We start from the raw sequence: 24,912 nt of genomic DNA, 5'->3' as shown, positions 1-24,912 counted from the left end.
AATCTTTAGTAATTTACAATATTCCTGACTTTGTCAATCTGCTCATTGGTAAGTATAAGCTTTCCTGCTGCCGCATTCGATTCAAGCTGCTTAACACTTGAAGAAGATGGAATAATTGGTCCCATTCCCTTCATTGTTAACATATAGGCCATAACAAGTTGACTAAGTTCTACTCCCATTTGGTTTGAAATAGCGGCAAGAGCATGTAGTTTAGCCATATTTTCTGGACTAGTCTTCGCCTTTAGGTCTCCTTCATCGAACAAACGATCGCCAGGACCCGCCACAACCGGATTCAAATATCTGTTAGTTAAAAGCCCTCTTGCCATTGGGCTCCAGCCTATAAATGAGATTCCTTGTTCAGAAGCATAATTTAAAACACCCTTATCTTCTGCTGATTCGCCATCTAATAGGTCAAACTGATTCTGCACTGCAAGGATTCGGCTTCTGACAGACAGTTGTGACTGAACATTTTGATAGGTTTTGAGAATATCCACACTGGCATTTGAAACCGCGAAATAACGTATAAGATCTTGTTTTACAAGATCTTCAATCGCTTCAAGGCTTTCTTCAGGAGGAGTAATTCCATCGAATCTGTGAAAATAAAGCAGGTCTATATGATCTATTTGAAGCCTTTCCAGACTTGCATAAACTGATTCCATGATATTTCCTCTCGAAATCCCGCAATGATTTGGGCTTAAGCCATCCATTGTACCGGCCATTTTTGTTGCAAGTACTACATTGCGCCTTTGCTCAGGGTTGTTTTTAAACCATGTACCCAGGATCCTTTCACAATTACCTGAGGCATTATTATACCGGTTTGCAGTATCCCAAAAGGTAACGCCCAGATCGATGGCTCTGTCAAGAATACTCAATGAATTCTTTTCATCAATGCGTGAATCGTCGCCGCTTTCAGGGTAACCCATTTTCCAGGTACCCAAACCTATATTTGACACCTTAAGACCCGATTTGCCCAAGGTGCGATAAGGCATATCATTAAAAGAATTGACTACAAAAGGAGCATTGTAAAATGCCTGACCAGGATATTCTGTTTTACTCATTAGAGAATTATTAGATTATGTTTTTTCCGTTTCCGGAGAATAAATTAGTATAAAATGGCGTATTCTGTAAACACAGATTCACTATTTTTTATGAAAAAATCCCAGAGGGCTTTTCTCCTCTTTTTAATATCCTGTCTATAGCCAGTATAGATACCATCAACTGCCGGGGATAATGATAATGTTCTGCACGAACGCTGGTATGTTTTTCCATTTTCCTGTCTCCGCTATCAATTACAAAGGCGTATTCAGGTCGTACATATTTTTCTCTAATATAGGCTTCTGTCTTGGCAAAACAATTTAAAGCCCATTCATCACCAGTATGCTCAATCAGGATCAAGGCTCCTATGAGGATCTCTTCTTGTAACCAGCGCAATTTGTTTAAGGCCCAGGTATTGGTACTGACATTTTCTAGAACATGAAAATAACCCCCATAAATATCATCCCAAGCTATATCAACATGCCTTTTAAACTCTGCCGAAGCTCTTTTAAACAATTTTGCATCCTTTATTAGCACTGCGTAATTCATAACAAAGGCTAAAGTTTCACACCCATGACCAATATCACCATACTGTGAGGCTACAGGATCAGTGAGCTGACTCATATCATGAGCCAATGCCTCATTTAGTAATTTAAATTCAGGGTTTAGGTGATGATTCATAATTGCATCCACACAACGATCGGCCAGGGCTCTGATTTCTGTATCAGCATGCTGACGCAGCATTTGTGTAGAAAGGCTTAGTAATATCATCCAATGGCCCAGAATACGCGGCCCGGCAAGCCTGTTTTCTGCCTTATAAGCATAAGTAAAATCAGGACGATCATAACGCTCTACAGCTTTAAGAATAATATCTTTAGCCTGATCGAAATACCGTTTATCGCCAATCGCCTTCGAATATTCAGCTAAACCTTCAGCAACAAATAGATTGCCATAGATGTCGCCTTCAACATTTCCTACCGGAATACCTTCTTTGGTAAATGAGGATATGTAATAGGTTCCGTCCTTTGGTAATAATTTTAAAATAAAGTTCTTTGATTTAGTAGCTATTTCAAGGTATCGGGGTTTCTTTTCAATAGTATTATAAAGAAATGAATACATCCATATACCCCTACCTTCAAACCAGGCACGTTTAGTAGTACTGATGAGCTTTTTGCTCCTGATATCAATAGAACACATAAATCCACCTAATTCATGATCCACTACATAATTGTCCATGTTAGGAATAAACTTCCCTAAAAGTGCTTCCATGTATGTATCACGAAGCTTTTTCAGGTTAAGTTCTGAGATCTTTTTAATATCGGTAGCATTTTCAATGTCATTGGCAAAGGCATCAGTGCTTAATAAGGATCCCCCAAATGCACCTGCGCCAATCATTCCAAACCCAGCAACTGAATTCTTTCTTAAGAAATCTCTTCTTGAATATTCTTTATTCATTATAAATCAATTCTACTGCACATTGTTTAAAATCATTATAATTAGCCAAATAAATTTGAAACTTGGCCCTTGCGTTTAAGCATTCGCTTCACTGAAAGTAAGTTAAGCATAAGGTGACGCGGATGGTGATAATGTTCGGCCCTGAACTTTGCATAATCCTTTAACTGCCTGTCGCCGGCCGAAGCCCAAAACAAATTACCCGGTATATCAAATTTCTGGTGGACGTACACAAGAGTTTCTCTGAAACAATCCTGCGCCCAGCGATCACCAGTATGCTCAGCCATAAACAGGGTACCAATAAGCACCTCCTCCTGAAGCCAAAGTACCTTATCCACCTTCCATGTATTATTTCCCACATGATCTAGCGCTCTAAAATAACCACCATAAACATCATCATGAGCAACTATAACATGCCTCTTGAAAACTTCAGCTATCTGATCAAACAGTTTCTTATCTTTTCTACGCGCTGCTTCAAACAGAAGCATCCAGCAGGTTTCAATTCCATGTCCTGTATAAGCAAAGTCTTTGTATGAATTATCAGGTCTGCTCATATCATGATTCAGCACCTCATTAAATAGCTTATATTCAGGGTTCAGGTGATGGTTTAAACAGGCATCAAGACAACGATCGGCAACTTTTTGGATATCTGCATCTGGACCGTTTTCAAGAATTTGTGTTGCAGCCCTTAAAAACACCATCCAATGCCCTAAAACCCTGGGAGCAGGAATTTTTGGGGCTTCTGGATTTAAATAAGCTACATAATAATCATAATCTGGGCTATCGTACCGATCAAGGCATGATAGAATTATTTTCTTGGCGAGTATAAAATATTGCTTTTCACCCGATGCTTTTGCAAATTCAGCAAGGCCTTCAGCCACAAATAAACTAGAGTAAATATCGCCAGGACCACTCAGTGAATTACCCTCCTTGTCAAATGAGGAGGTCCAGAAGCTGTTATCTTTAGGTTGAAGCTTTAGTATGAAATCTTTCGATTTACGTGCAACCTCGAGATGTTTTGGATTTTTACCGAAGTGATTATATAGAAAAGAATAAGTCCACATTCCTCTTCCCTCATACCAGGCGGTTTTATTACTATTGACTTGCTTGCCATTGGTTATGTCAACTGAACACATAAAGCCTCCGTTCTGATGATCAATAACGAATTTATCCATGTTGGGAATAAATTTACCGAACAAATCTGACGTATAACGATCATGAAGCTTTTGAAGGCTCAGTTTTATATCTCCTGCAGAACTATTAAGAACAAGTGGCGAACTTAAATCTGGTTTTACTTCAGATCCGTAAGCCCCCAGGCTAATACTCCCTAAACCCGCTGCAAGCGAGCCACACATGAATTGTCTTCTTTTCATTTTGATTTTTTAGATTCATTAAAATCATAGACAGCCAATAATCAATCTAGACTAAATTCTATTCTGTCTTGGAAACTAAAAATACAATAATTTTGATATTAGCTAGCCTATTTATCATAAAATATTTGGTTTAAGACCATTGGGTACGTAAACATAAAATAGAAGTTCTTTAGCTACACGAACTGCTTTTTTTTCGGAATCAGATTTTAGAATTGCACAGAAAGAATGTAACAATACTGATTATTCAAGGAAAAAAATAAATGTGGAGACTATATTTGATGTTTTAACAGCTAAAAATTAGACTTTGAATGGATTATTTTAATTAATAACCTTAAAAAGCCAATGATATACTATGAAAAGGATTTCCCTTGCGGTAATTTTAACTTTATGTTTTTTGCAAGGTTATTCTCAAGGCTTTAGTGTAAAAGGAAGTGTACTCGATATGCAGGGTATTCCACTTACTGGAACTGTTATCAAAATTAAATCAGCAAATGACAGTATAGCTACATCAGCAGATATCAATGGCTTATTTTCTTTCAAAAATTTAAAATGGGCAGAATTTAGCTTTTCAGCTGCTTTCATCGGTTTTGAAACCTTCATGAAAACGTATAAAATCACTGAAGGCAAAACACTCATTATACCTCCAATCATCTTAAAAACGGCATCGAATACCCTTAATGAAGTGGTAATCACAGGTATTACCGCCATCAAAGTAAGTGAAGATACCGTAACATTCAATGCTGCTGCATTCCCTGTAAGGCAAGGTGATGCTGTTGAGGAAATACTCAATAAATTACCTGGAGTTAAAGTTGATGCAGATGGCAATGTTACCACTCAGGGAGAACCAATTACAAAGATCAGGATTAATGGAAAAGACTTTTTTGGAACTGATGTTGCCACTGCCATTAAAAATCTACCGGCAGATATTGTCAAAAACCTGCAGTTAATTGATGATTATGGAGACCATGCCAACTTAACAGGCATAAAGAGTGGTGAACCTGAAAAAATCTTGAATATTACGATCCTAGAAGATAAAAAACGAGGTTATTCTGCCCGCATTGCAGGTGGCCTTGGGAGCGAAGACAGATACAATACGATACTTAGAGGGAACAACTTTAAGGGCGAACGGCAAGTTTCATTTGACGGAACGGTTAATAATATTAATATGCGGGGCGGGGCAAATAATGGCATTACAAGTACCAATTCGGCCAGTATGAATTACCGAAATGATTGGAGCAAAAAACTTTCTGCAGATGCAGGATACAATTTCAACAACCGAAAGAATACAACTCTCACTAAAACATATTCTCAAAACTTTCTGTCAAACTATACTCGTCTTGAGAATGCTGTAGCAAATAATAAAAGTGATAATTACAGTCATAATTTTTCGAGTAATATTACCTTGAAACCTGATACGCTAAACTATTTAAAAATATCACCAAGATTTTCTTTTAATTCATCAGATTCAGACAATCAGGGAGTTATTGATATTAGCCAACCAAATTTGAATACTCTCAGAAATAATTTATCTGGCACTAACTCATCGTCTGCAAATCTGGGAACCAATATTTACTATAACCATCGGTTTAAGAAAAAAGGTAGGAATATGAGCCTGAGCTCAAACCTAAACTATTCAAATGGAGAGAATTATAGAGATGTTTTAAACAATTACCTAATCAAACAAAGCGGAATTGACTCTACAAGAATACAAAATCAGTTAATTGCCAATACAAACAATAATTTTTCAACTTGGGCAAGCGCAACCTATATGGAACCATTTTGGAAAAAATCATTTATCGAATTCAGTTATAATTATAGTCATTCAAGTACAACTACAGACCGTGCTACTAATGATATTACCAATGGAAACCAAATTTTTAATAAAGATTTGAGTAATAATTATGAATACCAGTTTACAACGAACCGAATTGGACTTGGATACAGATATATTGCTGAAAAATATAACTATACTTTAGGAATTAATGCTCAGCCTACCCTTTTAGAAGGTCAAAATTTAACCAGGGGTATCAATACTCAAAATCGAACTTTAAATTTCATACCATCAGCACGGATGGTTTATAGGTTTACCAAACAACAAGCACTGCATGTTAATTATTGGGGACGAAGTAACCAACCTAGTTTTCTCCAATTACAGCCCATTACAGATAATTCCAATTTACAAAATACCCTTTCAGGTAATCCAGACCTAAAACCTGAATTTGTACATACCATTAATGCTAAATACAATCAGTCTGATTGGGATATGGGACATATTTTTAATGCCAATTTTAATTATAATCAAACACAAGATAAGATCGTAACAACCAAAATATTAATACCAAATACTGTTAATCAAGTTACCAGTTATACCAATACCGATGGTTTCTATTCATTAAGAGGAGATTATTCTTATGGAAAACCATTCGCTGAGAGAAAATATACTCTAACTTATTCAGGATCAGCCTACCTAAACAATAACGTGGCTTTCATCAACCTCGATAAAAATATTGCCAAAAACTACATGGTCAGACAAGAGCTTGAATTTCAGGTCAATGTCAAAGATGTAGTAGATTTAAGACTGGAAACTTCTTATTCAATCAATAAAACAGAATATTCTCAGGCAAATTTCAGTGACCGTAAAACCAATACTCTTGGTTTTGAATTGAGGGGTAGAAATTACTTTTTTAAAGACCTAACTATAGGTTATGACTTCAGAAAAACTATCAATTCTGGTTTTGACAATGGAATCATTAGAAATCCAACTATACTCCGCTTATACACCGAATACCGTTTTTTAAAAGGCAATTCTGGGTCTTTACGATTTGAGGGCAATGACTTGCTGAATCAGGAAACAGGAATAACACGAGATGTATTTGACAATGTCATCATTGATAGACAGATCAACCGCTTAGGAAGATATTTTTTGCTCACATTTACGTTGAGAATGAATAAATTCGGAGGTTCAAGTACTACTAAAAATTAAAATAGAAGACAACTAAAATTGACTGGTTTGAATAATTAATTGTCTAATATAACCCCGTATTTAGTAGCTTTCATCATACTATAATAATCAAAAACTCGCTTAGAAATTGAACTAATTATAGTAGATGGCGTTGCTGAAGTTTTATAATTTTCCATAACTGCTATCGCATAAGGTCTGTTCTTTAGATATACAATAGCCCATTCGGTAGATACTCCACCCATCCCCCCTGTCTTAAATGCAATTTTTACATTTCCAGGAACTCCAACAGCAATTTTACTGTTCTCAATTGGATTTTTTTGAAGTATGGATACAATTTCATTTGATGTTGCAGCATCAATAAACTTTCCATCAAACAAAAGTTTAAGAAGTTTAGCCGCTTCGGCCGGAGTAGAAATATTTTCCTCATTTCTTAAAGAGGCTGGTTGGTCAATCATCTTACGCTGCAGTCTGGTATTTGAAAACCCAAGCGAAAGCATTGTATTGGTTACATTTTTCATCCCTACAAGCTCTATTAGCGTATTAGTGGCTGAATTATCACTTAGCCCGATCATCAACATACAATAATTTCTGATACTCAGATTAACCGGATCAGTCATTACATTCAGGATTCCTGATCCTGCAACTGTGTTTATTGGCTGTAAGGGTTTAATGTCTGTCAATGCAAACTTTTTTTCATGTGCTTGTTTATAAACTTCCATCAAAATGGGAATCTTTATCGCACTTGCCTGAGTAAATACCCCGTCAAAATTGATACCAATTGTTTCTCCGCTTGTTAAGTCAATAGCCATCAAACCAGTTAATGAAGGTGAAGAGGCAATGATCTCTTTCAAATCATTCTCTGCCTTTTGCTTTAATATATCTCGGGCTAAAAACTGAGCAAAAGCAGTTAATTGTATGATACAAAAACCTATTAATAGCAGAAACTTTTTCATATTCATTAATTGATAAAAATGCAGGGATTAAAACTAGCCCAAATTAATAAGACTATGATTTAAGATTATTGATTTGCAAGTCCATTCATTTTCAATAGATACAATACTTGTGTATTATAAAAAGCATGTTGATCTTTAGTGCTTAAAATCAGGGTTTTCCGTTATTCGTTTTCCTTCATTCTTAAAGGTTTCAATATAATTCGAAATCCTTTTCTTAGCAATTTGCAAATCAGAATTATTGAGATTGATATTCAACAGATCTATAAACCAAGGAATCTTAAATTCATTGAATACATAGATCTCAGCGATCTCTCTAGCAATTGGAAGTGTGGTTGTTTTTGAAGCATCATATACATCCTTATTATCAGCCTTTAAAAGCTTTGCATACTCTTCTTCAATTAATCTTTTAAGGAGGTCAAAACTAAATAGATCTCCGGCATTTACACCAGTTTGTAGATCTGCATCAGTAAATTTAGCTCCTTTATGCACCCATTCCCATACAATACTTAATCTAATCTCGCCTGTGGCCATATCTTCCATCAGGTAAAGAATATCATCGTTTCCAAAGTCATCTGCGGCCTTAAGTGCCGCAGCCTGCATTCCCTGAGCAAAAGCATTCCCATATTGAATAGCCACGCTCAACAGATTTCGAGCGCCTCTAATCGTTATCGGAGCAGGCTCCAGAAAAATTAAACCATCAGCATCCTGCTGGGTATACGTCAGTGCTTGAAATTTTCTTCCTACCTGATTGGCTTCTCCAATTTTTTCCCAGACCGGTCTGACAATATTGACCATTTTCCAATGCGCAACCCATTTCCCACTGGCTCCCTCTCTTTGTTCCCTTTCAGCTCCAGCAAAAGCTTTTTTCATACTTGCTGATACCCCATCAGGTGATCCAACTGGAATATTAGGTTCCATCCCACCCTGCCATATCGCACAATTGCCATTCTTATCAGGCGTATTAACTGCTCTACGAACACGGTCTTCATAATTACGCATATATCCATAGGTCATGGTCACCGACTCAATATTGGGATTAATGAAGGTCTTATCCCATGCCATGGCATCAGAAACACTATTGATATAATCCCAACGGCCTGTATTATACCCCACAAAATGTTTTCCAAGTACAGCCCGAATTTCCATAAGTTGATAAGTTGCTTCGAGCTGCTCTACAAGTAGATAAACTTTTATAGTGCCTATATCAAGTTTGAGGTGCGCTTCTAATGCCGAGAGCATTTTATTCCAAAGAGCTGCCTCTGTAGCGGTTTGTATTTTTGGAAGATACAGTACAATAGAGGAACCTGAAATCTGAAGTTGTCTGTAATTATTCACCACATATAAACATAGATCAGCAATTGAAGCCGCCAATGCCACACCATCTGCATCACGTATATGACGATCATCGAGATGGAGTCCGCGACATCTGAATATCTTAGTGGTAAAGTCAAGCTGTGTCTTCCAGTCTTTTACCATGGGATAGCCCAAAAAACCTTCCGACCAACGGTTCATTTCAGAAGCAACCTGTTCAGCTACTTTTAAGAATACAGGATCTTTGGATATTGCAAGCTTTAAATTACGCTGATTATCAAGCGACATGCTCGCAATCTGGCCCAAAGCGTCTTCACCATCAAACATCCAACCATCAGCACCTGATAAAAGAGCATAGGCTGCATTTCTGATACTACTCTCCAGGCCTGCATTCGGTTTTGATGCCGGACCCGTTCCCTGTATCCACTGACGCTGCAAATCTTTCGGTATAACAGATCCTTCAAATTTTCCATCTCGTGCATCCTGAACTTTAATATCAGTGCCTGGGATCAAACTTTCAGGATCATGAAATGTAATTCTTGTTTTACTCTTTTGACGTTCGTTTCTTCTTTTGATCCTTTGGGCCATCAGATCTTTTACAGACTTATTAAAATGAGCAAGTGCTTGAAGTGCCTCTATTGCTTCGGCAGTATATATATCCTTGTATTCGTCTTTAAGGTTATCACGGATAATGATGGTCGTATTGTTCATAATATGGGTATGCAAAAAATCACTTAATTAAATAAACAGTCATACTCAGTGGGCCATGAGCACCCAAAACTAGGGCCTGTTCAATATCAGCGGTTTTTGACGGCCCGCCAATGAAACCACCAAAACCATATGCTTCATCGGCAATTTTAGCATAAGCCTCATGCATCGTTGAAACAATCAGAGATTCATACACAACTACTGCCAGATGCTGAGAAATATAAGGTATTATTCGATGCCCCATAACCTCTTCGGTTAACCAAACAGCACCATTCTCGGCAACTGCTAAACGGGCTTCAATAATAGAAAGTTCTACATCTTCAAAGCTTTGAGGTTCAACAGAAGCTGAACAAATTTCTGCAATATCGCTTAAAGCAGGCAATGTGCTGACTATCCTTTTTTCGGTGTCAAAATTATCCCGGATATGGTTTTTGATTGCTTCTAGATTTTTAGCGCTATAAACCAAACCTCCAATTCCTGAAAATGTATTTTTGTATTTTTCAACTACATCTTCTTCAGGAACTTTAAACCCAGAAATATCAGGAAGATTGGTTAAAGGTGGCTGATTCTTTAAAACTGCCGCCAGTATACTATCTCTGCTGCTCATTTAATTTCATTTTTTTTAAAATATTACTCAGCTTTTCTTAACATTTTTTGAATACCATTCGCCAAAAGATTGTTCTGGGCTATCAGGCATATCACGCTGTTTATACCATGGATTGAATTTATTATTGATGGCAAAAGGTGCGTGATTTAATATCCATCGGCCCGTTTTACCGGCGGTATTATAAATCTCAGGAGAGGATAAGGTCAATGCCATGGCCTTCATGCTAAATGTTTTACGGCTTGCAGAATATCCTTCCTTCACAATTACCTGACGCCATTTATAAAGCTGTTCATGGATTGGTATCTTAACCGGACAAACATTGGTGCATGATCCGCATAAGGTGGAAGCAAATGGAAGGTCGGCATGCTTTTTCATATCCAAATTTGGAGCTAAAATGGCTCCAATCGGACCAGATATGGTGTTATGATAACTCAAACCTCCACTCTTTCGATATACCGGGCACGTATTCATACAACTACCGCATTTTATACATTTTAGTGAGTCTCTGAAATCAGGACGGGCAAGCAATTCACTACGACCCTTATCCACTAAAATTAAATGCATTTCCTGTCCGGGGCGCGGTTTTCTGAAATGACTAGAATAAATTGTAATGGGTTGCCCAATGGCACTCCTGGCCAAAAGCCTGAGGAATACACCAAGATGCTTCCTTTCCGGAATAATCTTTTCCAATCCCATAGACGCAATCTGAACTTCGCATAAATGAGCTCCCATATCAGCATTACCCTCATTGGTACAAACCACATACTCGCCGGTTTCAGCAACGGCAAAGTTTACACCGGTTAATGCAGCACGCCTGGTCATAAATACATTCCGAAGATGATTACGTGCAACACGAGTCAATAATGTAGGATCTGAAAGCCCCTTTTCTGTTCCCAAATGCTCATGAAATAACTCACCAATCTCTTCCTTTTTTTTATGAATACATGGCAATACAATATGGCTAGGTGGCTCATTATCAATTTGTTGAATATATTCACCTAAATCAGAATTAATTACATCAATTCCGCGGTCAGCTAGATATTCATTCAAATGGCATTCTTCAGTAAGCATAGACTTACTCTTAACCATCTGATTGATATTTTTATCACTTAAAATTTTATATACAATCTGATTATGCTCCTCGGCATCAGCTGCCCAATAGACTTTAACCCCATTTTTTTTGAGATTCTCTTCAAATTGTAAGAGATAATCGTGCAAATTTGAAATCACATTGGATTTAATTGCTGAGGCAGCTTCTCTCAACTCTTCCCACTGAGGAGTTAAATTTGCTGAACGGTCGCGTTTCTGCCTGATCCACCAAAGTGCGCCATCATGCCAATCGACACGGTCTTCATCCCTATTGAATACTTCTGCTAATGTTGCGTGATCTTGTGTGCCTTTCATACCTTTATGGATGAACTGTTTAATATTTCTGCTATGTGAATAATCTTGACCTTACTGTTATTGCGCTGAAGAATTCCCTCCATATGCATTAAACACGAAAGATCGGGTGATGTAATATACTCTGCACCATGATTGGTATGATCTGTAATGCGGTCTTTTCCCATTTTTACTGAAACCGCCTCTTCAGCGATACAGAATAATCCGCCAAAACCACAACATTCGTCTACCCTATCCAGTTCAGTTAGTTCAAGACCCTTGACCATATTTAATAATTGTTTAGGTTTTGAAAAAGCTGGAGCAACAAGTTCAGACATCTGCGCAAGATGCAAACCCCTTAGTCCATGACAACTTTGGTGAATCCCAACCTTGTGAGGAAAATATGCATCCAGTGTGTCTATTTTAAGTATATCTGTTAAAAATTCAACTAACTCATAAATCTTACCTCTAATCTCTGAAGCTGCATTTTCATCAACATGCGAATGTAAATGGTCTTTAATGTGTAAAACACAACTTGCTGAAGGAGCAACAACATAATCAAATCCAGAAAAATTTTCTATAAAAAGATCATTACAGGACTGAGTAAGATGCTCATAGCCTGAATTTGCCATAGGCTGACCGCAACAAGTTTGTTTAGAGGGGTAGCTAACCTCAGCACCCAATTTCTGCAGCAATTCAAGGGTTGCTATCGCTGCATTAGGGTACAATTGATTAACATAACAGGGTATAAAAAGACCGATTTTCATATTTTTTTTTCATTCCAATAATAAATCTTCAGCACTAATCATTCGCAGAACAAAATACACATTTTTTATAAAGTTAATAGAGATAATATGGGATTTCTATGAGTCAAACAAAGAAATTTTCAAGAAATTTTCTGATACTTGAATATAAAAACCCTGAACCTTTAATTTTAGCCATGAACGTAAGATATTTATACCTTTTTATCTGTTTATTTACTGCTCAATACACTTTTGGGCAATCAAGCCATCGTGCCGGGCTGCATACAGATTCACTGAGCTTTGAAGGTTTACAGCGAAAATACATCTATTATATTCCCGCAGGAATTGAAAACATGGAGAAGGTTCCAGTGGTGTTTTTCCTACATGGAATGGGTGCAAGCGCTCAGATAGGTGTCAATGTTTTGGGGCCACAATACCATGCTCGTGCTGAACGCGATAAAGCTATTGTAGTTTATCCCGATGCTACATCAAAACATTGGAATGATAAACTGGGCGGGTCTTACCCCCTGACAGATAAAATTAATGACGTAGGATATTTAACTTCCCTGATAGACCTCTTTGTACAGGATTTTAAAGCAGACCCAAAAAGAGTTTACTTTTCAGGAAGTTCTAATGGCGGAATGATGACCTATCGCCTGAGTTGCGATATTCCAAATAAAATTAGAGCCATAGCTCCATTTGTTTCTACTATTAGTCCGCAGGTTGCTGAACAATTTACCTCAGCCAAACCTATTCCCATCATCATAACTAGTGGTACTGCCGATTCAATTATTAAATGGGAAGGCGGGCAGGTTAAAGTAACCCGTACACCTAGACTATTTTCAGGAGATGAGAATATCGCCTACTGGAAAGCAAGAAACGGCGTGAAAAGCCAAGCAAAAATCACCATTTTGCCAGACATAGAACCTGGTGATCAATCAACCGTTGAAGTTCATCATTACAAAGGGAAAAATGATGTGATTCTTTACAAGATTATCAATGGAGGCCATACACATCCAACCCTAAGAGAAAATGGAAAACCTTTGGTTTCGGGTAAAAACATGGATTATAATTCTTTTGAAACAGTCTGGGACTTTTTGTTGTCTTATAGATAGGAGATGTGAGATTTGAGATGTGAGATTGGAGATATGAGATGTGAGATGTGAGATAGGAGGAATGAAGTATGAGGTATGAGGACTGAAAGCATTCCGTAAAAATCTTAACTTAGACAAATAAAACTTACAGCCTATTACTTACAACCTATAACTTATAACCTATTACTTACAACCTATTACTTACAACCTATTACTTATAACTTATAACCTATTACTTATAACTTACAATGCGCGATATCAGCCATAAGCAAATTACCCTCCGTACCGCAAGGGCAGTTGCCATTATTTTTTGTTCAGATAATAGCATTGAACTGATCAAATCAAATGCACTGCCAAAAGGGAACCTCTTTGATGTGGCTCGAGCAGCAGGTTTTTTAGGGGCAAAGCTTACCCCTCAGCTTCTTCCCCATTGTCATCCGGTAACTATTGATGCCATGGATTTCACGTTTGAATTTATTAACAGAGAATTGCATACTGAGCTATTTGATGAGAGCATATTGAACAAAACAGGAATTGTGATCCAAGGCGAAGCTAAATCTATTGGGCGCACAGGAATAGAAATGGAAACATTAACCGCTGTTTCTATTGCTGCACTTGAAATTTACGACATGCTAAAGCCCGTAGATACCAAGCTCGAGATCGGCAATGTCAGGCTTTTAGAAAAGAAAGGTGGCAAAAGCGATCGCAACCGTTATATTGAAGAATCTCCATCTTGCGCGGTATTGGTTTGTTCTGATTCAACTGCAAGAGGTGAACGTGACGACAAAAGTGGCCTGCTGATTTGCGATATGCTAAAAAAGGTCAATGGTAATGTTTTACATTATCAAATACTTCCCGATGAAAAAGATTCCATTCAGAAACAGATTAAAGATTGGGTTGCTGAAGATATTCAGTTCATTTTTACAACCGGAGGAACCGGACTTGGCCCTCGCGACAATACCGTAAGTGCGGTGAAAGAAATTCTGGAACGCGATGCTGATGGTATTACTGAGGCGATGCGCACATTTGGACAAATGCGTACCCCGCTAGCCATGATGAGCCGCTCAGTAGCTGGAGCTGTTGGTAAAACACTGATTGTAACCCTTCCAGGAAGCCCCAATGGTGCTAAAGAATCATTAGAAGCTATTTTACCAGGTATTTTCCATGCACGCAAGATGATGGAAGGTGATGGACATTGTTAAGTCATTTAAGTTCATGAGAGAACTCTTAAACTATACCTTCATTTAATTAAGCCGTAGCAACCAATTTACTGGTACTTCTGTAGATATAATTAGCATAAATATGTCTTCTGGCAAATCTACCCGGCGAATCAGCATTAATCAACTTAACATAAACAGCTTTAGGCACATCGAAATATTCATAAATACAACCATCTGCAAAACTTACCGTCAGAATCTGATTTTTGTATTCGAAATCTGCAATACCTGAAGTAGTAGTTGTCAGTTTATAATCTTCAATGGTTTGCAAACGAGTTTCGGATGCAATACTGACTAAAAAATGATAGGCTTCAATAATCGTCTTACTTTTTTCTTCAGCCTCTAACCTACTTTCTTCAGAGTCAGTAAATTTATCAGGATGCCAGTTTTTCATTAGGGTACGATAAACCGTTTTCAGTTCCTGCAATTCAGCGTTTTTATCAACCCCTAATATCTTTCTGTAATCAACTATTTTTCTCATGCTTCAATTTTTATATGATCAGTAGAAGATTGCATAGCAAGAAGCAGACCTTCAGAAAATAATTTTGCAAAGGTATGGTTTTAATAACAGGTTTTGCTATTCAAGAAAAACATGGTTGTATGGAGGCTAGAAAACGGCATAAATCTAACTTAGAAAGGTCAGGCGATGTGTCATTCTGAAAACAGCTAATCAAGCTCATCACCATGCCATTTACTTAGTATACTAACCCAAGTAAAGGCGATAATCATCCTAATTTCAGGCAAAAAAAAGCCAGCAAATTTGATTTGCCGGCTTTAAAAACAAAGAGTTTAAAATTATGAAATTGTCTTATAAACGTCTTCTTCAATAAAAGGCTGATTTCGTACACGCTTACCGGTAGCCTTAAAAATGGCATTTGCCACTGCCCCACCAGTTGGAGGAAGTGCGGGTTCACCCAATCCGGTAGGATCAATTCCATTATCCACAAAATGCGTTTCAATTTCAGGAACTTCTTTCATTCTGATCAGGCGATACGTATTGTAGTTGTTTTGATCAGCGGCACCATCTCTGAAACTTAACTTGCTATACATGGCATGACCTAGCCCATCAACTATTCCGCCCATTACCTGATGGCTAGCTCCATTAAGACTAACTACCTGCCCACAATCAGAAACTGCATAAATCTTTTTAACAACAGGCAAGCCTGCTCTCATCACCACATCAGCAACCTGAGCTACATAAGATGCATGTGAGAAATAGACTGAAAACCCTTGTGAAACATCTTTTTTCTTACCCCAGCCAGACTTTTCTGCAACCATTTTAATGACGCCTTCCATCCTATTAATATCATAGCGGATATCACCAACTGGTGATTTCTTTGCCTTTGCAAGAAGATCCAATCTGAATTGAACAGGGTCCTTACCCGCTGCCTGAGCAACTTCATCAATAAAGGCCTGTTCTGCAAAAGCAAGGAAATTAGTTATTGGAGCGCGCCAGGCTCCGGTTGTAATTGGCGATTTATGTTCAACTGAATCAATCAACAGGTTTTCAACCGAACCGGATGGAAAATTATGTTCCCTGGTTGGGTTACCTGAATTGATCCCTACTCCTCTTAATTTATATCCTGTTAGGTTACCTGATGCATCCAATGCTGCTTCAAAACGATACCTTACCGCAGGACGATAAGTACCCGCAGTCATGTCGTCTTCCTTGGTCCAGATCAATTTTACCGGAGCTTTAATAATGCTTGACAATTCAGCCGCTTCAAGTGCAAAATCGTTATACAGTCTTCTTCCAAAGCCACCACCTAAGCGGGTTATCTGCACTGTGATCTTATCTTCAGGAATGCTCAATAGTTTAGAAATTTCGGCCCGTGCTCTACCTGGAGTTTGTGTTGGCCCAACAAGTTCAACTCCGTCTGGACGAACATGAGCAAAGAAATTCATAGGCTCCATCGGGCTATGAGAAATAAACGGACACTGATACTCTCCTTTAATTACTTTGGCAGCATTTTTAAAGGCAGTATCCACATCCCCATCCTTACGTCTGACAGTTGCTTGACCATTATCCATCAAATTCAGGAATAATTTATCGTGATCTTCAGTACTCTCTAGCGCGAATTCTTTTTCGTATTCGATCTTCAACATTTTTCTTGCCTTGAGTACCTGCCAAGTTGATTTACCTACAACAGCAACATTGTTTTTAAAAGAAACCACATCAATGATTCCCGGCATTGCTTTAGCGATAGAGCCATCAAATGATTTAAGCTTCATTCCGAATTGCTCCGGACGCTGAATCATCGCAAAGACCATCCCATCACGGTAAAAATCTAAACCAAATAGAGGCTTGCCTGTAACTATTTTAAGATTTTCTACATTCCTTACCGATTTACCAATAAGTTTAAAGTCTTTCCGGTCTTTCAACTTTACTGTTGCAGGAACAGGGATCTTTGTAGCTGCTTCAGCAAGCTCTCCGAAACCTAATTTCTTGCCACTGCGGCTATGCATAACAAAACTATTTGCCGCAGTACATTCAGAGGCAGGAACAGCCCATTGTTTAGCAGCAGCCTCAATTAACATAAATTTAGCTGTAGCACCTGCATTTCTTAATAATTTCCAAGAATGCGGTACTGCACCACTACCACCAGTAAGCTGGCGTTCAAACTTATTGTCAAGATTTGCTTGCAATACCTTTACCATTTTCCAATCAGCTTCTAGCTCTTCGGCTACCACCATTGGAAAAGATGTTATAATATTTTGACCTAATTCAGGGTTTGGCGACATAATGGTGATGGCACCATTAGTTGCAATTGATAAGTAACTGTTAAAATTAATATCTCCAGCAACTACGCTGCTGAAAACCACAGGCTCACTGGCTTCAGCGCTAAACCAATTGAATCCCAATACCAGGCCACCCCCGGTTATTGCGCTCATTTTTAAAAAATCACGCCTGCTGTTTGTTGTTGTTGTACTTTTCATAGGGATCAAATTTTAGTGCTGGCCAATTTAACTGCTTCACGTATGCGATGATAAGCACCACAACGGCAAATATTGCCATTCATGGTTACCTCTATCTCATCCATACTAGGCTTAGGATTTTGCTTAAGCAATGCCGCTGCAGTCATAATCTGACCTGCCTGGCAATAACCGCACTGAGCCACATCAATCTCATCCCATGCTTTTTGAAGTGGATGATCTCCTTTTTCAGATAAACCTTCAATAGTGATTACCTGCGAAGTACCTACTGCAGATACAGGATAAACACAAGAACGTGTTGCTGAACCGTTAACATGAACCGTACAAGCTCCACATTGCGCTATTCCACAACCATACTTGGTTCCTACTAATCCCAAATGATCGCGCAATACCCATAATAGAGGGGTATCTGCTTCAACATCAGCTTGGAGAGTTTTTCCGTTAACCTGAAGTTTATAAATGGCCATAACTTATTATTTTGATTTAAATCGAAATTAAATAAAAAGAAGAATAATAGAAAGTAACAATAAGAATATTTATTAACACGAGTAATGCAAGTGGTCATATCCATTGATACAAAATGACTTGGATAAGCATATTCAAAACAATAAAGTATGTTAAATCTATTTCCCCATTAACCATTTCATAGAAAACCGAACAAATACATTTTCTTGATATTCTTCCTTTTCAAAGAACACACCTACATCACCGTTCTTTAAAACTTCAATATCTGAATAGGCTGCTGAACCACCATAGATTGTTTTACCTGCAGTCCATGTCTTACCTTCATCAGCACTGACCTTGACGGTCAGGTTTTTTCGGCCATCCTTTGAATTAGGGTTAGTGAACAATAAAAGATTACCATACTTTTTTGATTGATATCGCACAATAGCACCATTGCAAGCCGGATCAATCAGGCTAGCTTCATTTCTACTTACCCATGTATTTCCTTGATCTTTTGAGATATGAACAACACGCATACCTAATTTATTTACACGAGAATTGACCATCCAGCTACCATCATTCAATTCAATGATCTTTGATTCATCTGCAGGCATAATCGGTGTATCTTTAAAAAACCAGGTCTTGCCATGATCGTTAGATCCAAAAATATGAAGTCCATTGTTTAAATTAACCAAGGTATGCAATAACAGGCCTGATGCTGTCTGTGTACCCTTTCCTGAAGTAACGAATTTAAAATCTTTCTTCCATTCAGGCTTACTAATCTGGGGCGTAATATCTTCTGGTTTTGACCACGTTTCGCCATTGTCTGTACTTTTTACCACATGGATATAATAGATATCCTTTTCCTTAGTGAGGTCCATGAAATTATAAAACAAGAAAACTGTTCCTGTTTGATGGTCTGAAATCATGGAAGGATCAGACGCTGAACTCCCGAAAGGAAAGTCTATTAGTGTTCGTATTGCCGACCAGGTTTTTCCATTATCCTTGCTTTTACGCAGAACAATATTTATATTTTTATGAGTTCTAAGATCATCGCAGGATAAATTCCGTTCATCTATTGCCGCAATAAGATCACCGTTAGGTGCTTTTAATAAGGATGGAATACGATAACATGATTCAGAATTATTCATGGAAGTATTCAGGGATGTATTAAAGAGATCTTTATATGAAATTATACCTTCCGGAAAACCTTTGACTTGGCTTTTAACAGTTGTAAAACAGCCAACCAACATGAGCGTGGCAAAAAGTATTTTAGTTAAAGAATTTGTATGCATTTTTAATAAAAATTTGGCTATCGCTAAAAAATAGTATGGAACAAAAAGACTAAAAACAACTAATAACCCTCAATTTACATTAAATTCTACAATTAAAAAAAGATCCCGGAATCACTTAAGCATCAAAAATAATCCGAGCATCGAAAATGTAATAAACTTGTTATAAAATTGAATTCATAGAAAAAATTAGTGCCTAGTGCCATTTTTATAGCTTTCGGCATAACAAATTCCTATTTTCATTCTCTTCCTTAAAAATCTTGCATTATATTGGAGAATAATTTACAAATAACATACTTGATGAAAACTACAAAAAAGGGATATCCCTACTTAGCTCTACTAACTTTTATTTTAATCTTAGGCAGCTTGACTGTCAGTGCACAAGAAATTGATCTTCTGTTAAAAGGCGGTCATGTTATTGACCCAAAAAATAAGATCAATACCAAGATGGATGTTGCCATTGCCGGAGGTAAAATTGTAAAAGTTGCCGTTAACATCCCGGCTAATACAGCAAAAAAAATTGTTGATGTTAGCGGATTGTACATCACGCCCGGAATCATTGATATGCATGCGCATGTTTTTCAGGGAAATGATCTTGGGTCTTATATTGCCGATGGTCAAACTGCTGTACCTGCAGATGCCTTTACTTTCAGAGCGGGTGTAACTACTGTGGTAGATGCCGGATCATCAGGCTGGAGAAACTTCAGACTATTTAAAGAGCAAAACATAGACCGCTCCCAGACTCGTATCCTTGCCCTTTTGAATATTACTGGAAATGGAATGTATGGCCGTTTTGAAGAACAGGATAAAACTGATTTCAATCCTGAAATGACATCCTACATGATTACCAAGCTTTATCCAAAAATTATAGTTGGGATCAAAGCCGCTCATTACTGGGGTGATTTTACACAGGTTGACCGAGCTGTAGAGGCAGGAAAACTTGCTAAAGTACCTGTAATGGTCGATTTCGGTGAACACCAGCCTACTAATTCGATTAAATCTCTGTTTCTAGAGCATCTTCGTCCAGGTGATATATTTACGCATACTTTTGCTTACGGACCAAAAGATCGTGAAACCGTAGTTGATGATGAAGGAATAGTTAAGCCGTTTATTTTCGATGCCCAGAAAAAAGGAATTTTGTTTGATGTTGGCCATGGCGGAGGTGCATTTTTCTGGCGCCAGGCTGTTCCAGCTATCAAACAGGGGTTCAAACCGGATGTCATTAGCACCGACCTGCATTCTGATAGCATGAACGGTGGAATGAAAGATATGGCTAATGTAATGTCTAAATTTTTAAATATCGGTCTTACTTTAGAAGAAGTAATCGAAAAATCAACTGCTAGCCCAGCCAGAGTAATCAACAGACCTGATCTGGGTAACCTGAGTATAGGTTCTGAAGCTGATGTTGCCGTTTTTAGTCTTAAAAAAGGAGATTTTGGATTTACTGATGTACGTAGAAATACCTTAAAAGGAACGCAAAAGCTGGATGCAGAATTAACCATCCGTGCTGGCAAAATTGTTTGGGATCTGAATGGTGTCAGCGGACCGCTCTGGGATTCTCCACAAGCTCTTACCAAATAATAAAATTTTAAAAAAACTATAAATTTCAAAAAATGAATATCCAACACAATTCTATGAAAAACATGTCATCTATTAGCTTAAGCCTAGTATTGATAATGGCAGTTTTATTTAGCCCCTTTATTTCATCTGCTCAAGAAATTGATCTTTTGCTTAAGGGTGGACATGTAATCGATGCCAAAAATAAAATCAATGGCAAAATGGATGTAGCTGTTAAAGACGGTAAAGTTTTTCGGGTAGCAGCTGATATTCCAGCAAGTTCGGCAAAAAAAACTGTCAATGTAAGTGGACTTTATGTAACTCCGGGGCTTCTTGATATTCACGGACACGTATTTCATGGCACCGAGAATAATTACTTAAGCAATAGTTTGGATGCTCTGCCACCAGATGGATTTACGTTTCGTGCGGGAGTAACTACTGTTGTAGATGCAGGTGGTGCAGGATGGAAAAACATTGACTTATTCAGAAAGAACATTGTTGAACATTCTAAAACTCGCGTACTTGCATTCATGAATATTGTAGGAGGGGGAATGCGTGGCACTGAGGCCTATGAGCAGGATGAAACTGATATGGATGCTAAACTCACTAGTGCCATGGCGTTAAAGAATAAGGATATTGTTGTTGGAATTAAACTTGCACACTATATCGGTCACGATTGGGAGCCAACAGATAAGGCAGTAGAAGCAGGCAAAATTGCAAGCATTCCGGTCATGGTAGATTTTGGAAAATCACTTCCTCCGCTTCCTCTTGAAGATTTGTTACTAAAACATTTACGCCCAGGCGATATTTTAACCCATGCATACCGTTACGATCAAGAATATGATAAGAACGGTAAAATGCTTGAACATAAACAAGCAATTGTAGATGTAAAAACCAAAAAAGTAAAACCTTTTGTTTGGGAAGCCCGTAAAAAAGGATTGATTTTCGACGTAGGTCATGGTGGTGGAAGCTTTAACTGGAGCCAGGCTGTTCCTGCCATGGAGCAAGGTTTTCATCCAGATGTTTTAAGTTCTGATTTACACACCGGAAGCATGAATGCTGGATTCAAAGATATGGCAAACTTGGCCTCAAAATTCTTGGTTTTAGGTATGCCATTGGCTGATGTGATTGCAGCATCGACCTGGAATCCTGCCAAAGTAATTCAACGTACCGAATTAGGGAACCTAAGTATTGGAAGTGATGCTGATATTGCCGTATTTAGACTACGTGAAGGAGACTTTGGATACATCGATGCCAGTGGAATGGCCTTGAGAGGAAAACAAAAACTAGAAGCAGAATTAACTTTACGCAGTGGTCGTGTAGTTTGGGACCTGAATGCATTGAGTGCTCCATTAGCAAAATAATAATCAAGATCAAAGAGATCAAAACTATAGGCAGATCCGGAATTTTCGTGATCTGCCTTTTTATTTCCACTCAGTTCGTTGCTGCTTAGTAAATACATATATAGTTGAATGGCGGACATGCAATTGACACTAAAACTAAGATTAGTTTTAACTAAAAAAGATTATAAATTTGACCAATATTGAAGTGCCGATTAAGATATTTCTAAAAATCTTGATCAGCGTTACGAATTAAATTCTCTAATTTATCTATGTCTTTATCCTTCAAAGAGTTTTTCGAATTGGGCTATTGGAAAATAGTTAAGCTTCTTTCTAAGAACCTGAATAATAACTCTCATTACAAATATTTTTATACTAGCAATTTCGCTCTCTCCGAAGAATTTTACAAGGATAAAATTATTCTTGATATCGGTTGTGGTCCGAGGGGTTCATTAGAATGGGCAGAAATGGCAAAAGAGAGAATCGGGCTAGATCCTTTAGCAGAACAGTACATCAAAATGGGTGCAAAAGATCATAAAATGACTTATATCAAAGCATACGTTGAAAATATCCCATTCCCTGACAACTATTTTGATGTGATTTGCTCATTCAATTCTCTGGATCATGTGGATAATCTAGAAACTGCATGCAAGGAAATAAAAAGAACGCTGAAGAAAAATGGATTGTTTCTATTAATGGTCGATATTCATACCCTACCCACATTAACAGAGCCTCAAACCATGAGCTGGAACTTTATAAATGAACAATTCCCTGAATTTGAAATAATAGAAGAGAAACATTTAGAACGAACAGAAACCTATAAAATTTACACCAATGTTAGGAATAGTAAACCAGTTGATGATTCCTCTAAAAAAGGTGTGCTGACAGCAAAAATTAAAAAGAAAAAATAGCGCACTATCCTTCATAAGAAGATAGCTTCTAGGCTCCCTCTTTTAATATTTCCAAAAGCATTTTGCATCATTTTGCTGGTTTAAACTGGAATAAAAAATAGAAAATTAATAATGAGATATTTTAGCAGTTTAACCTTTAGGCTTTTAATGATATTGACCATGCTAATAGCCAGCACATCAGTTGCAAATGCTGGTCAAGAATCACGATTAAAATTAATAAATAAGCAATTCCCAAGACTTTCAGATCTAAAAATTCCGATATCAACTACATGGAATGGATTTGAAATCATGGAGTTTAAATTTGATGGTGTTGATGCCAAAATTGTATTTCCTAATCAGTCAAACAAAGCAAAAAACTGGATCTGGCGTACACAATTTTGGGGGCATGAACCACAAACGGATATCGCCTTGTTAAACAAAGGGTTTCACGTAGTGTATGTTGATGTTGTTGATCTCTATGGTAATAAAGTAGCGGTAACCCGCTTAAATGCATTTTATGCATTTCTAATCAAAAATTTCGGTTTAAATAAAAAAACTGTACTTGAAGGAATGAGTAGAGGTGGTTTGGATGCCTATAACTGGGCTTCTGAAAATACAGATAAAGTTTTTTGCATCTATGCTGATGCACCTGTTTGCGATATTAAAAGCTGGCCAGGGGGCCTGGGCAAGGGCGAAGGCTCAAAAAACGATTGGATGAAGTGTCTGCAGGCATATGGTTTGACTGAATCAACAGTAAAAGAATTTAAAGACATTCCTATTAATAATTGCGTTAAACTGGCAAAAGCTAAAATTCCACTAATAACTGTTTGCGGTGATGCAGACACTGTTGTTCCAATTGATGAAAATACGTATAAACTGGCAGCAGTTTACAAAGCGGCTGGAGGCAAAATTGAATTGATTATTAAAAAAGGAATAGGTCATCATCCACATAGTTTAAAAGACCCAATGCCAATTGTAGATTTTATTCTAAAAAATACAATGAATTGATTTTTGAATCGGTTCTTTCATGCATTAAAACCAAATTGGCTTAAAAAATTAATCGGTTAATGTAATCCTATCGATACAGATTGGCTCAAATTGTTAAAAAATCAGCACCCTGTTTTTTCGTATCTTTGCAAATCAACCACCATCTCATGAGCGATACTCAACTTTGTCCAAAATGCAAATCGGAATTTACTTATCCTGATCAAAATAGAATGATATGTTCACAATGCTTCCATGAATGGGAGCCGAGTGAAGAGTCAAGTATTGAAACAGATGATACTCTTAAAGTCCTAGATTCAAACGGCAACGAGTTGAAAGATGGAGATTCGGTTATGGTCATTAAAGATCTTCCTGTTAAAGGTTCGCCAAAACCTATAAAAGCCGGAACAAAAGTAAAAAACATACATCTCTCTGATGGCGACCATAACATTTCCTGTAAAATAGACGGATTCGGTTCTATGGCTTTAAAATCGGAATTTGTTAAGAAAGCATAATGTTTCTTATTATTAGGAGTACGTTGTTCATGCCCTATAACTAGTCAAGGTGCCTGAAAATTTAAATCATGTCATCCCGAATCCTGCCCTTCAGCAGGTGAGAGACCTTCGTATTAATTAG

At 37.6% G+C, this 24,912-nt stretch carries 20 protein-coding genes; 8 read left to right on the top strand and 12 right to left on the bottom strand.

All coding sequences use genetic code 11. The features are described from left to right. Positions 1-5 precede the first annotated feature (5 nt). The 3 genes from ACIQZ6_RS01965 to ACIQZ6_RS01955 form a co-directional block, all read right to left on the bottom strand. Positions 6-1,058, bottom strand: coding sequence for an aldo/keto reductase (locus ACIQZ6_RS01965; RefSeq protein ID WP_395807667.1), 1,053 nt, complete (start codon positions 1,056-1,058; stop codon positions 6-8). Positions 1,059-1,146: 88 nt separating this feature from the next. Next, a complete protein-coding gene (locus tag ACIQZ6_RS01960; RefSeq protein WP_395807665.1) occupies positions 1,147-2,490 on the bottom strand; it encodes an AGE family epimerase/isomerase in 1,344 nt (447 codons plus the stop codon). 41 nt (positions 2,491-2,531) lie between these two features. Continuing rightward, complete coding sequence (locus tag ACIQZ6_RS01955) at positions 2,532-3,860, bottom strand: AGE family epimerase/isomerase (protein ID WP_395807663.1); 1,329 nt, start codon at positions 3,858-3,860, stop codon at positions 2,532-2,534. Between the two features lie 352 nt (positions 3,861-4,212). Here ACIQZ6_RS01955 and ACIQZ6_RS01950 point away from each other — a divergent pair, with 352 nt between their 5' ends. After that, on the top strand, positions 4,213-6,843 hold the full coding sequence (locus tag ACIQZ6_RS01950) for an outer membrane beta-barrel protein (RefSeq protein ID WP_395807661.1): 2,631 nt from the start codon (positions 4,213-4,215) through the stop codon (positions 6,841-6,843). A gap of 35 nt (positions 6,844-6,878) precedes the next feature. Here ACIQZ6_RS01950 and ACIQZ6_RS01945 read toward each other — a convergent pair whose 3' ends face one another. The 5 genes from ACIQZ6_RS01945 to ACIQZ6_RS01925 all read right to left on the bottom strand — a co-directional run bounded on the left by ACIQZ6_RS01945 (position 6,879) and on the right by ACIQZ6_RS01925 (position 12,548). Next, entirely contained in the window at positions 6,879-7,775 is an 897-nt protein-coding gene (locus tag ACIQZ6_RS01945; RefSeq protein ID WP_395807659.1) for a serine hydrolase, read from the bottom strand. A 135-nt stretch (positions 7,776-7,910) separates the two neighbouring features. Next, the gene (locus tag ACIQZ6_RS01940) at positions 7,911-9,797 is read right to left on the bottom strand and encodes a hypothetical protein (protein WP_395807657.1); all 1,887 of its coding nucleotides are present in this window, start codon (positions 9,795-9,797) and stop codon (positions 7,911-7,913) included. Between the two features lie 19 nt (positions 9,798-9,816). Next, positions 9,817-10,401, bottom strand: coding sequence for a lactate utilization protein C (locus ACIQZ6_RS01935; protein ID WP_395807655.1), 585 nt, complete (start codon positions 10,399-10,401; stop codon positions 9,817-9,819). A gap of 27 nt (positions 10,402-10,428) precedes the next feature. Continuing rightward, positions 10,429-11,805, bottom strand: coding sequence for a lactate utilization protein B (locus ACIQZ6_RS01930; protein WP_395807653.1), 1,377 nt, complete (start codon positions 11,803-11,805; stop codon positions 10,429-10,431). Then, a complete protein-coding gene (locus ACIQZ6_RS01925) occupies positions 11,802-12,548 on the bottom strand; it encodes a (Fe-S)-binding protein (protein ID WP_395807651.1) in 747 nt (248 codons plus the stop codon). The genes ACIQZ6_RS01930 and ACIQZ6_RS01925 overlap by 4 nt, the downstream gene beginning before the upstream one ends. A gap of 98 nt (positions 12,549-12,646) precedes the next feature. Here ACIQZ6_RS01925 and ACIQZ6_RS01920 point away from each other — a divergent pair, with 98 nt between their 5' ends. Together ACIQZ6_RS01920 and moaCB are read left to right on the top strand one after the other, a co-directional pair. Further along, the gene (locus tag ACIQZ6_RS01920) at positions 12,647-13,639 is read left to right on the top strand and encodes an alpha/beta hydrolase family esterase (protein WP_395807649.1); all 993 of its coding nucleotides are present in this window, start codon (positions 12,647-12,649) and stop codon (positions 13,637-13,639) included. Between the two features lie 227 nt (positions 13,640-13,866). Continuing rightward, positions 13,867-14,820 carry a bifunctional molybdenum cofactor biosynthesis protein MoaC/MoaB gene (gene moaCB, locus ACIQZ6_RS01915; protein WP_395807647.1) on the top strand — a complete coding sequence of 318 codons (954 nt, stop codon included), beginning with the start codon at positions 13,867-13,869 and terminating at the stop codon, positions 14,818-14,820. Between the two features lie 46 nt (positions 14,821-14,866). Here the strand turns inward: moaCB and ACIQZ6_RS01910 are convergent, their stop codons facing one another. The 4 genes from ACIQZ6_RS01910 to ACIQZ6_RS01895 all read right to left on the bottom strand — a co-directional run bounded on the left by ACIQZ6_RS01910 (position 14,867) and on the right by ACIQZ6_RS01895 (position 19,508). Then, positions 14,867-15,316: a KTSC domain-containing protein gene (locus tag ACIQZ6_RS01910; RefSeq protein ID WP_395807645.1), complete on the bottom strand. Its 450-nt coding sequence runs from the start codon at positions 15,314-15,316 to the stop codon at positions 14,867-14,869. Between the two features lie 314 nt (positions 15,317-15,630). Continuing rightward, positions 15,631-17,772 carry a molybdopterin cofactor-binding domain-containing protein gene (locus tag ACIQZ6_RS01905; protein WP_395807643.1) on the bottom strand — a complete coding sequence of 714 codons (2,142 nt, stop codon included), beginning with the start codon at positions 17,770-17,772 and terminating at the stop codon, positions 15,631-15,633. A 5-nt stretch (positions 17,773-17,777) separates the two neighbouring features. Continuing rightward, positions 17,778-18,230 (bottom strand): (2Fe-2S)-binding protein, encoded by a 453-nt coding sequence (locus ACIQZ6_RS01900; protein ID WP_395807723.1) that lies wholly within the window; start codon positions 18,228-18,230, stop codon positions 17,778-17,780. Between the two features lie 162 nt (positions 18,231-18,392). Then, complete coding sequence (locus ACIQZ6_RS01895) at positions 18,393-19,508, bottom strand: exo-alpha-sialidase (RefSeq protein ID WP_395807641.1); 1,116 nt, start codon at positions 19,506-19,508, stop codon at positions 18,393-18,395. Positions 19,509-19,805: 297 nt separating this feature from the next. On the opposite strand from ACIQZ6_RS01895, the gene ACIQZ6_RS01890 reads away from it, so the two are divergent. The 5 genes from ACIQZ6_RS01890 to ACIQZ6_RS01870 all read left to right on the top strand — a co-directional run bounded on the left by ACIQZ6_RS01890 (position 19,806) and on the right by ACIQZ6_RS01870 (position 24,791). Next, positions 19,806-21,086: an amidohydrolase/deacetylase family metallohydrolase gene (locus tag ACIQZ6_RS01890; RefSeq protein WP_395807639.1), complete on the top strand. Its 1,281-nt coding sequence runs from the start codon at positions 19,806-19,808 to the stop codon at positions 21,084-21,086. A gap of 32 nt (positions 21,087-21,118) precedes the next feature. Continuing rightward, a complete protein-coding gene (locus tag ACIQZ6_RS01885) occupies positions 21,119-22,426 on the top strand; it encodes an amidohydrolase/deacetylase family metallohydrolase (RefSeq protein WP_395807637.1) in 1,308 nt (435 codons plus the stop codon). 248 nt (positions 22,427-22,674) lie between these two features. Next, positions 22,675-23,313 (top strand): class I SAM-dependent methyltransferase, encoded by a 639-nt coding sequence (locus ACIQZ6_RS01880; RefSeq protein ID WP_395807635.1) that lies wholly within the window; start codon positions 22,675-22,677, stop codon positions 23,311-23,313. Positions 23,314-23,424: 111 nt separating this feature from the next. Continuing rightward, entirely contained in the window at positions 23,425-24,300 is an 876-nt protein-coding gene (locus tag ACIQZ6_RS01875; protein WP_395807633.1) for an alpha/beta hydrolase family protein, read from the top strand. Positions 24,301-24,446: 146 nt separating this feature from the next. After that, positions 24,447-24,791: a zinc ribbon domain-containing protein YjdM gene (locus ACIQZ6_RS01870; protein WP_395807631.1), complete on the top strand. Its 345-nt coding sequence runs from the start codon at positions 24,447-24,449 to the stop codon at positions 24,789-24,791. Positions 24,792-24,912 lie beyond the last annotated feature (121 nt).

The organism is Daejeonella sp., assembly GCF_044348475.1.
Taxonomy (GTDB): Bacteria; Bacteroidota; Bacteroidia; order Sphingobacteriales; family Sphingobacteriaceae; genus Daejeonella.
Note: the sequence above shows the minus strand (reverse complement) of the source record. Positions and strands in the feature narration are given on the sequence as shown.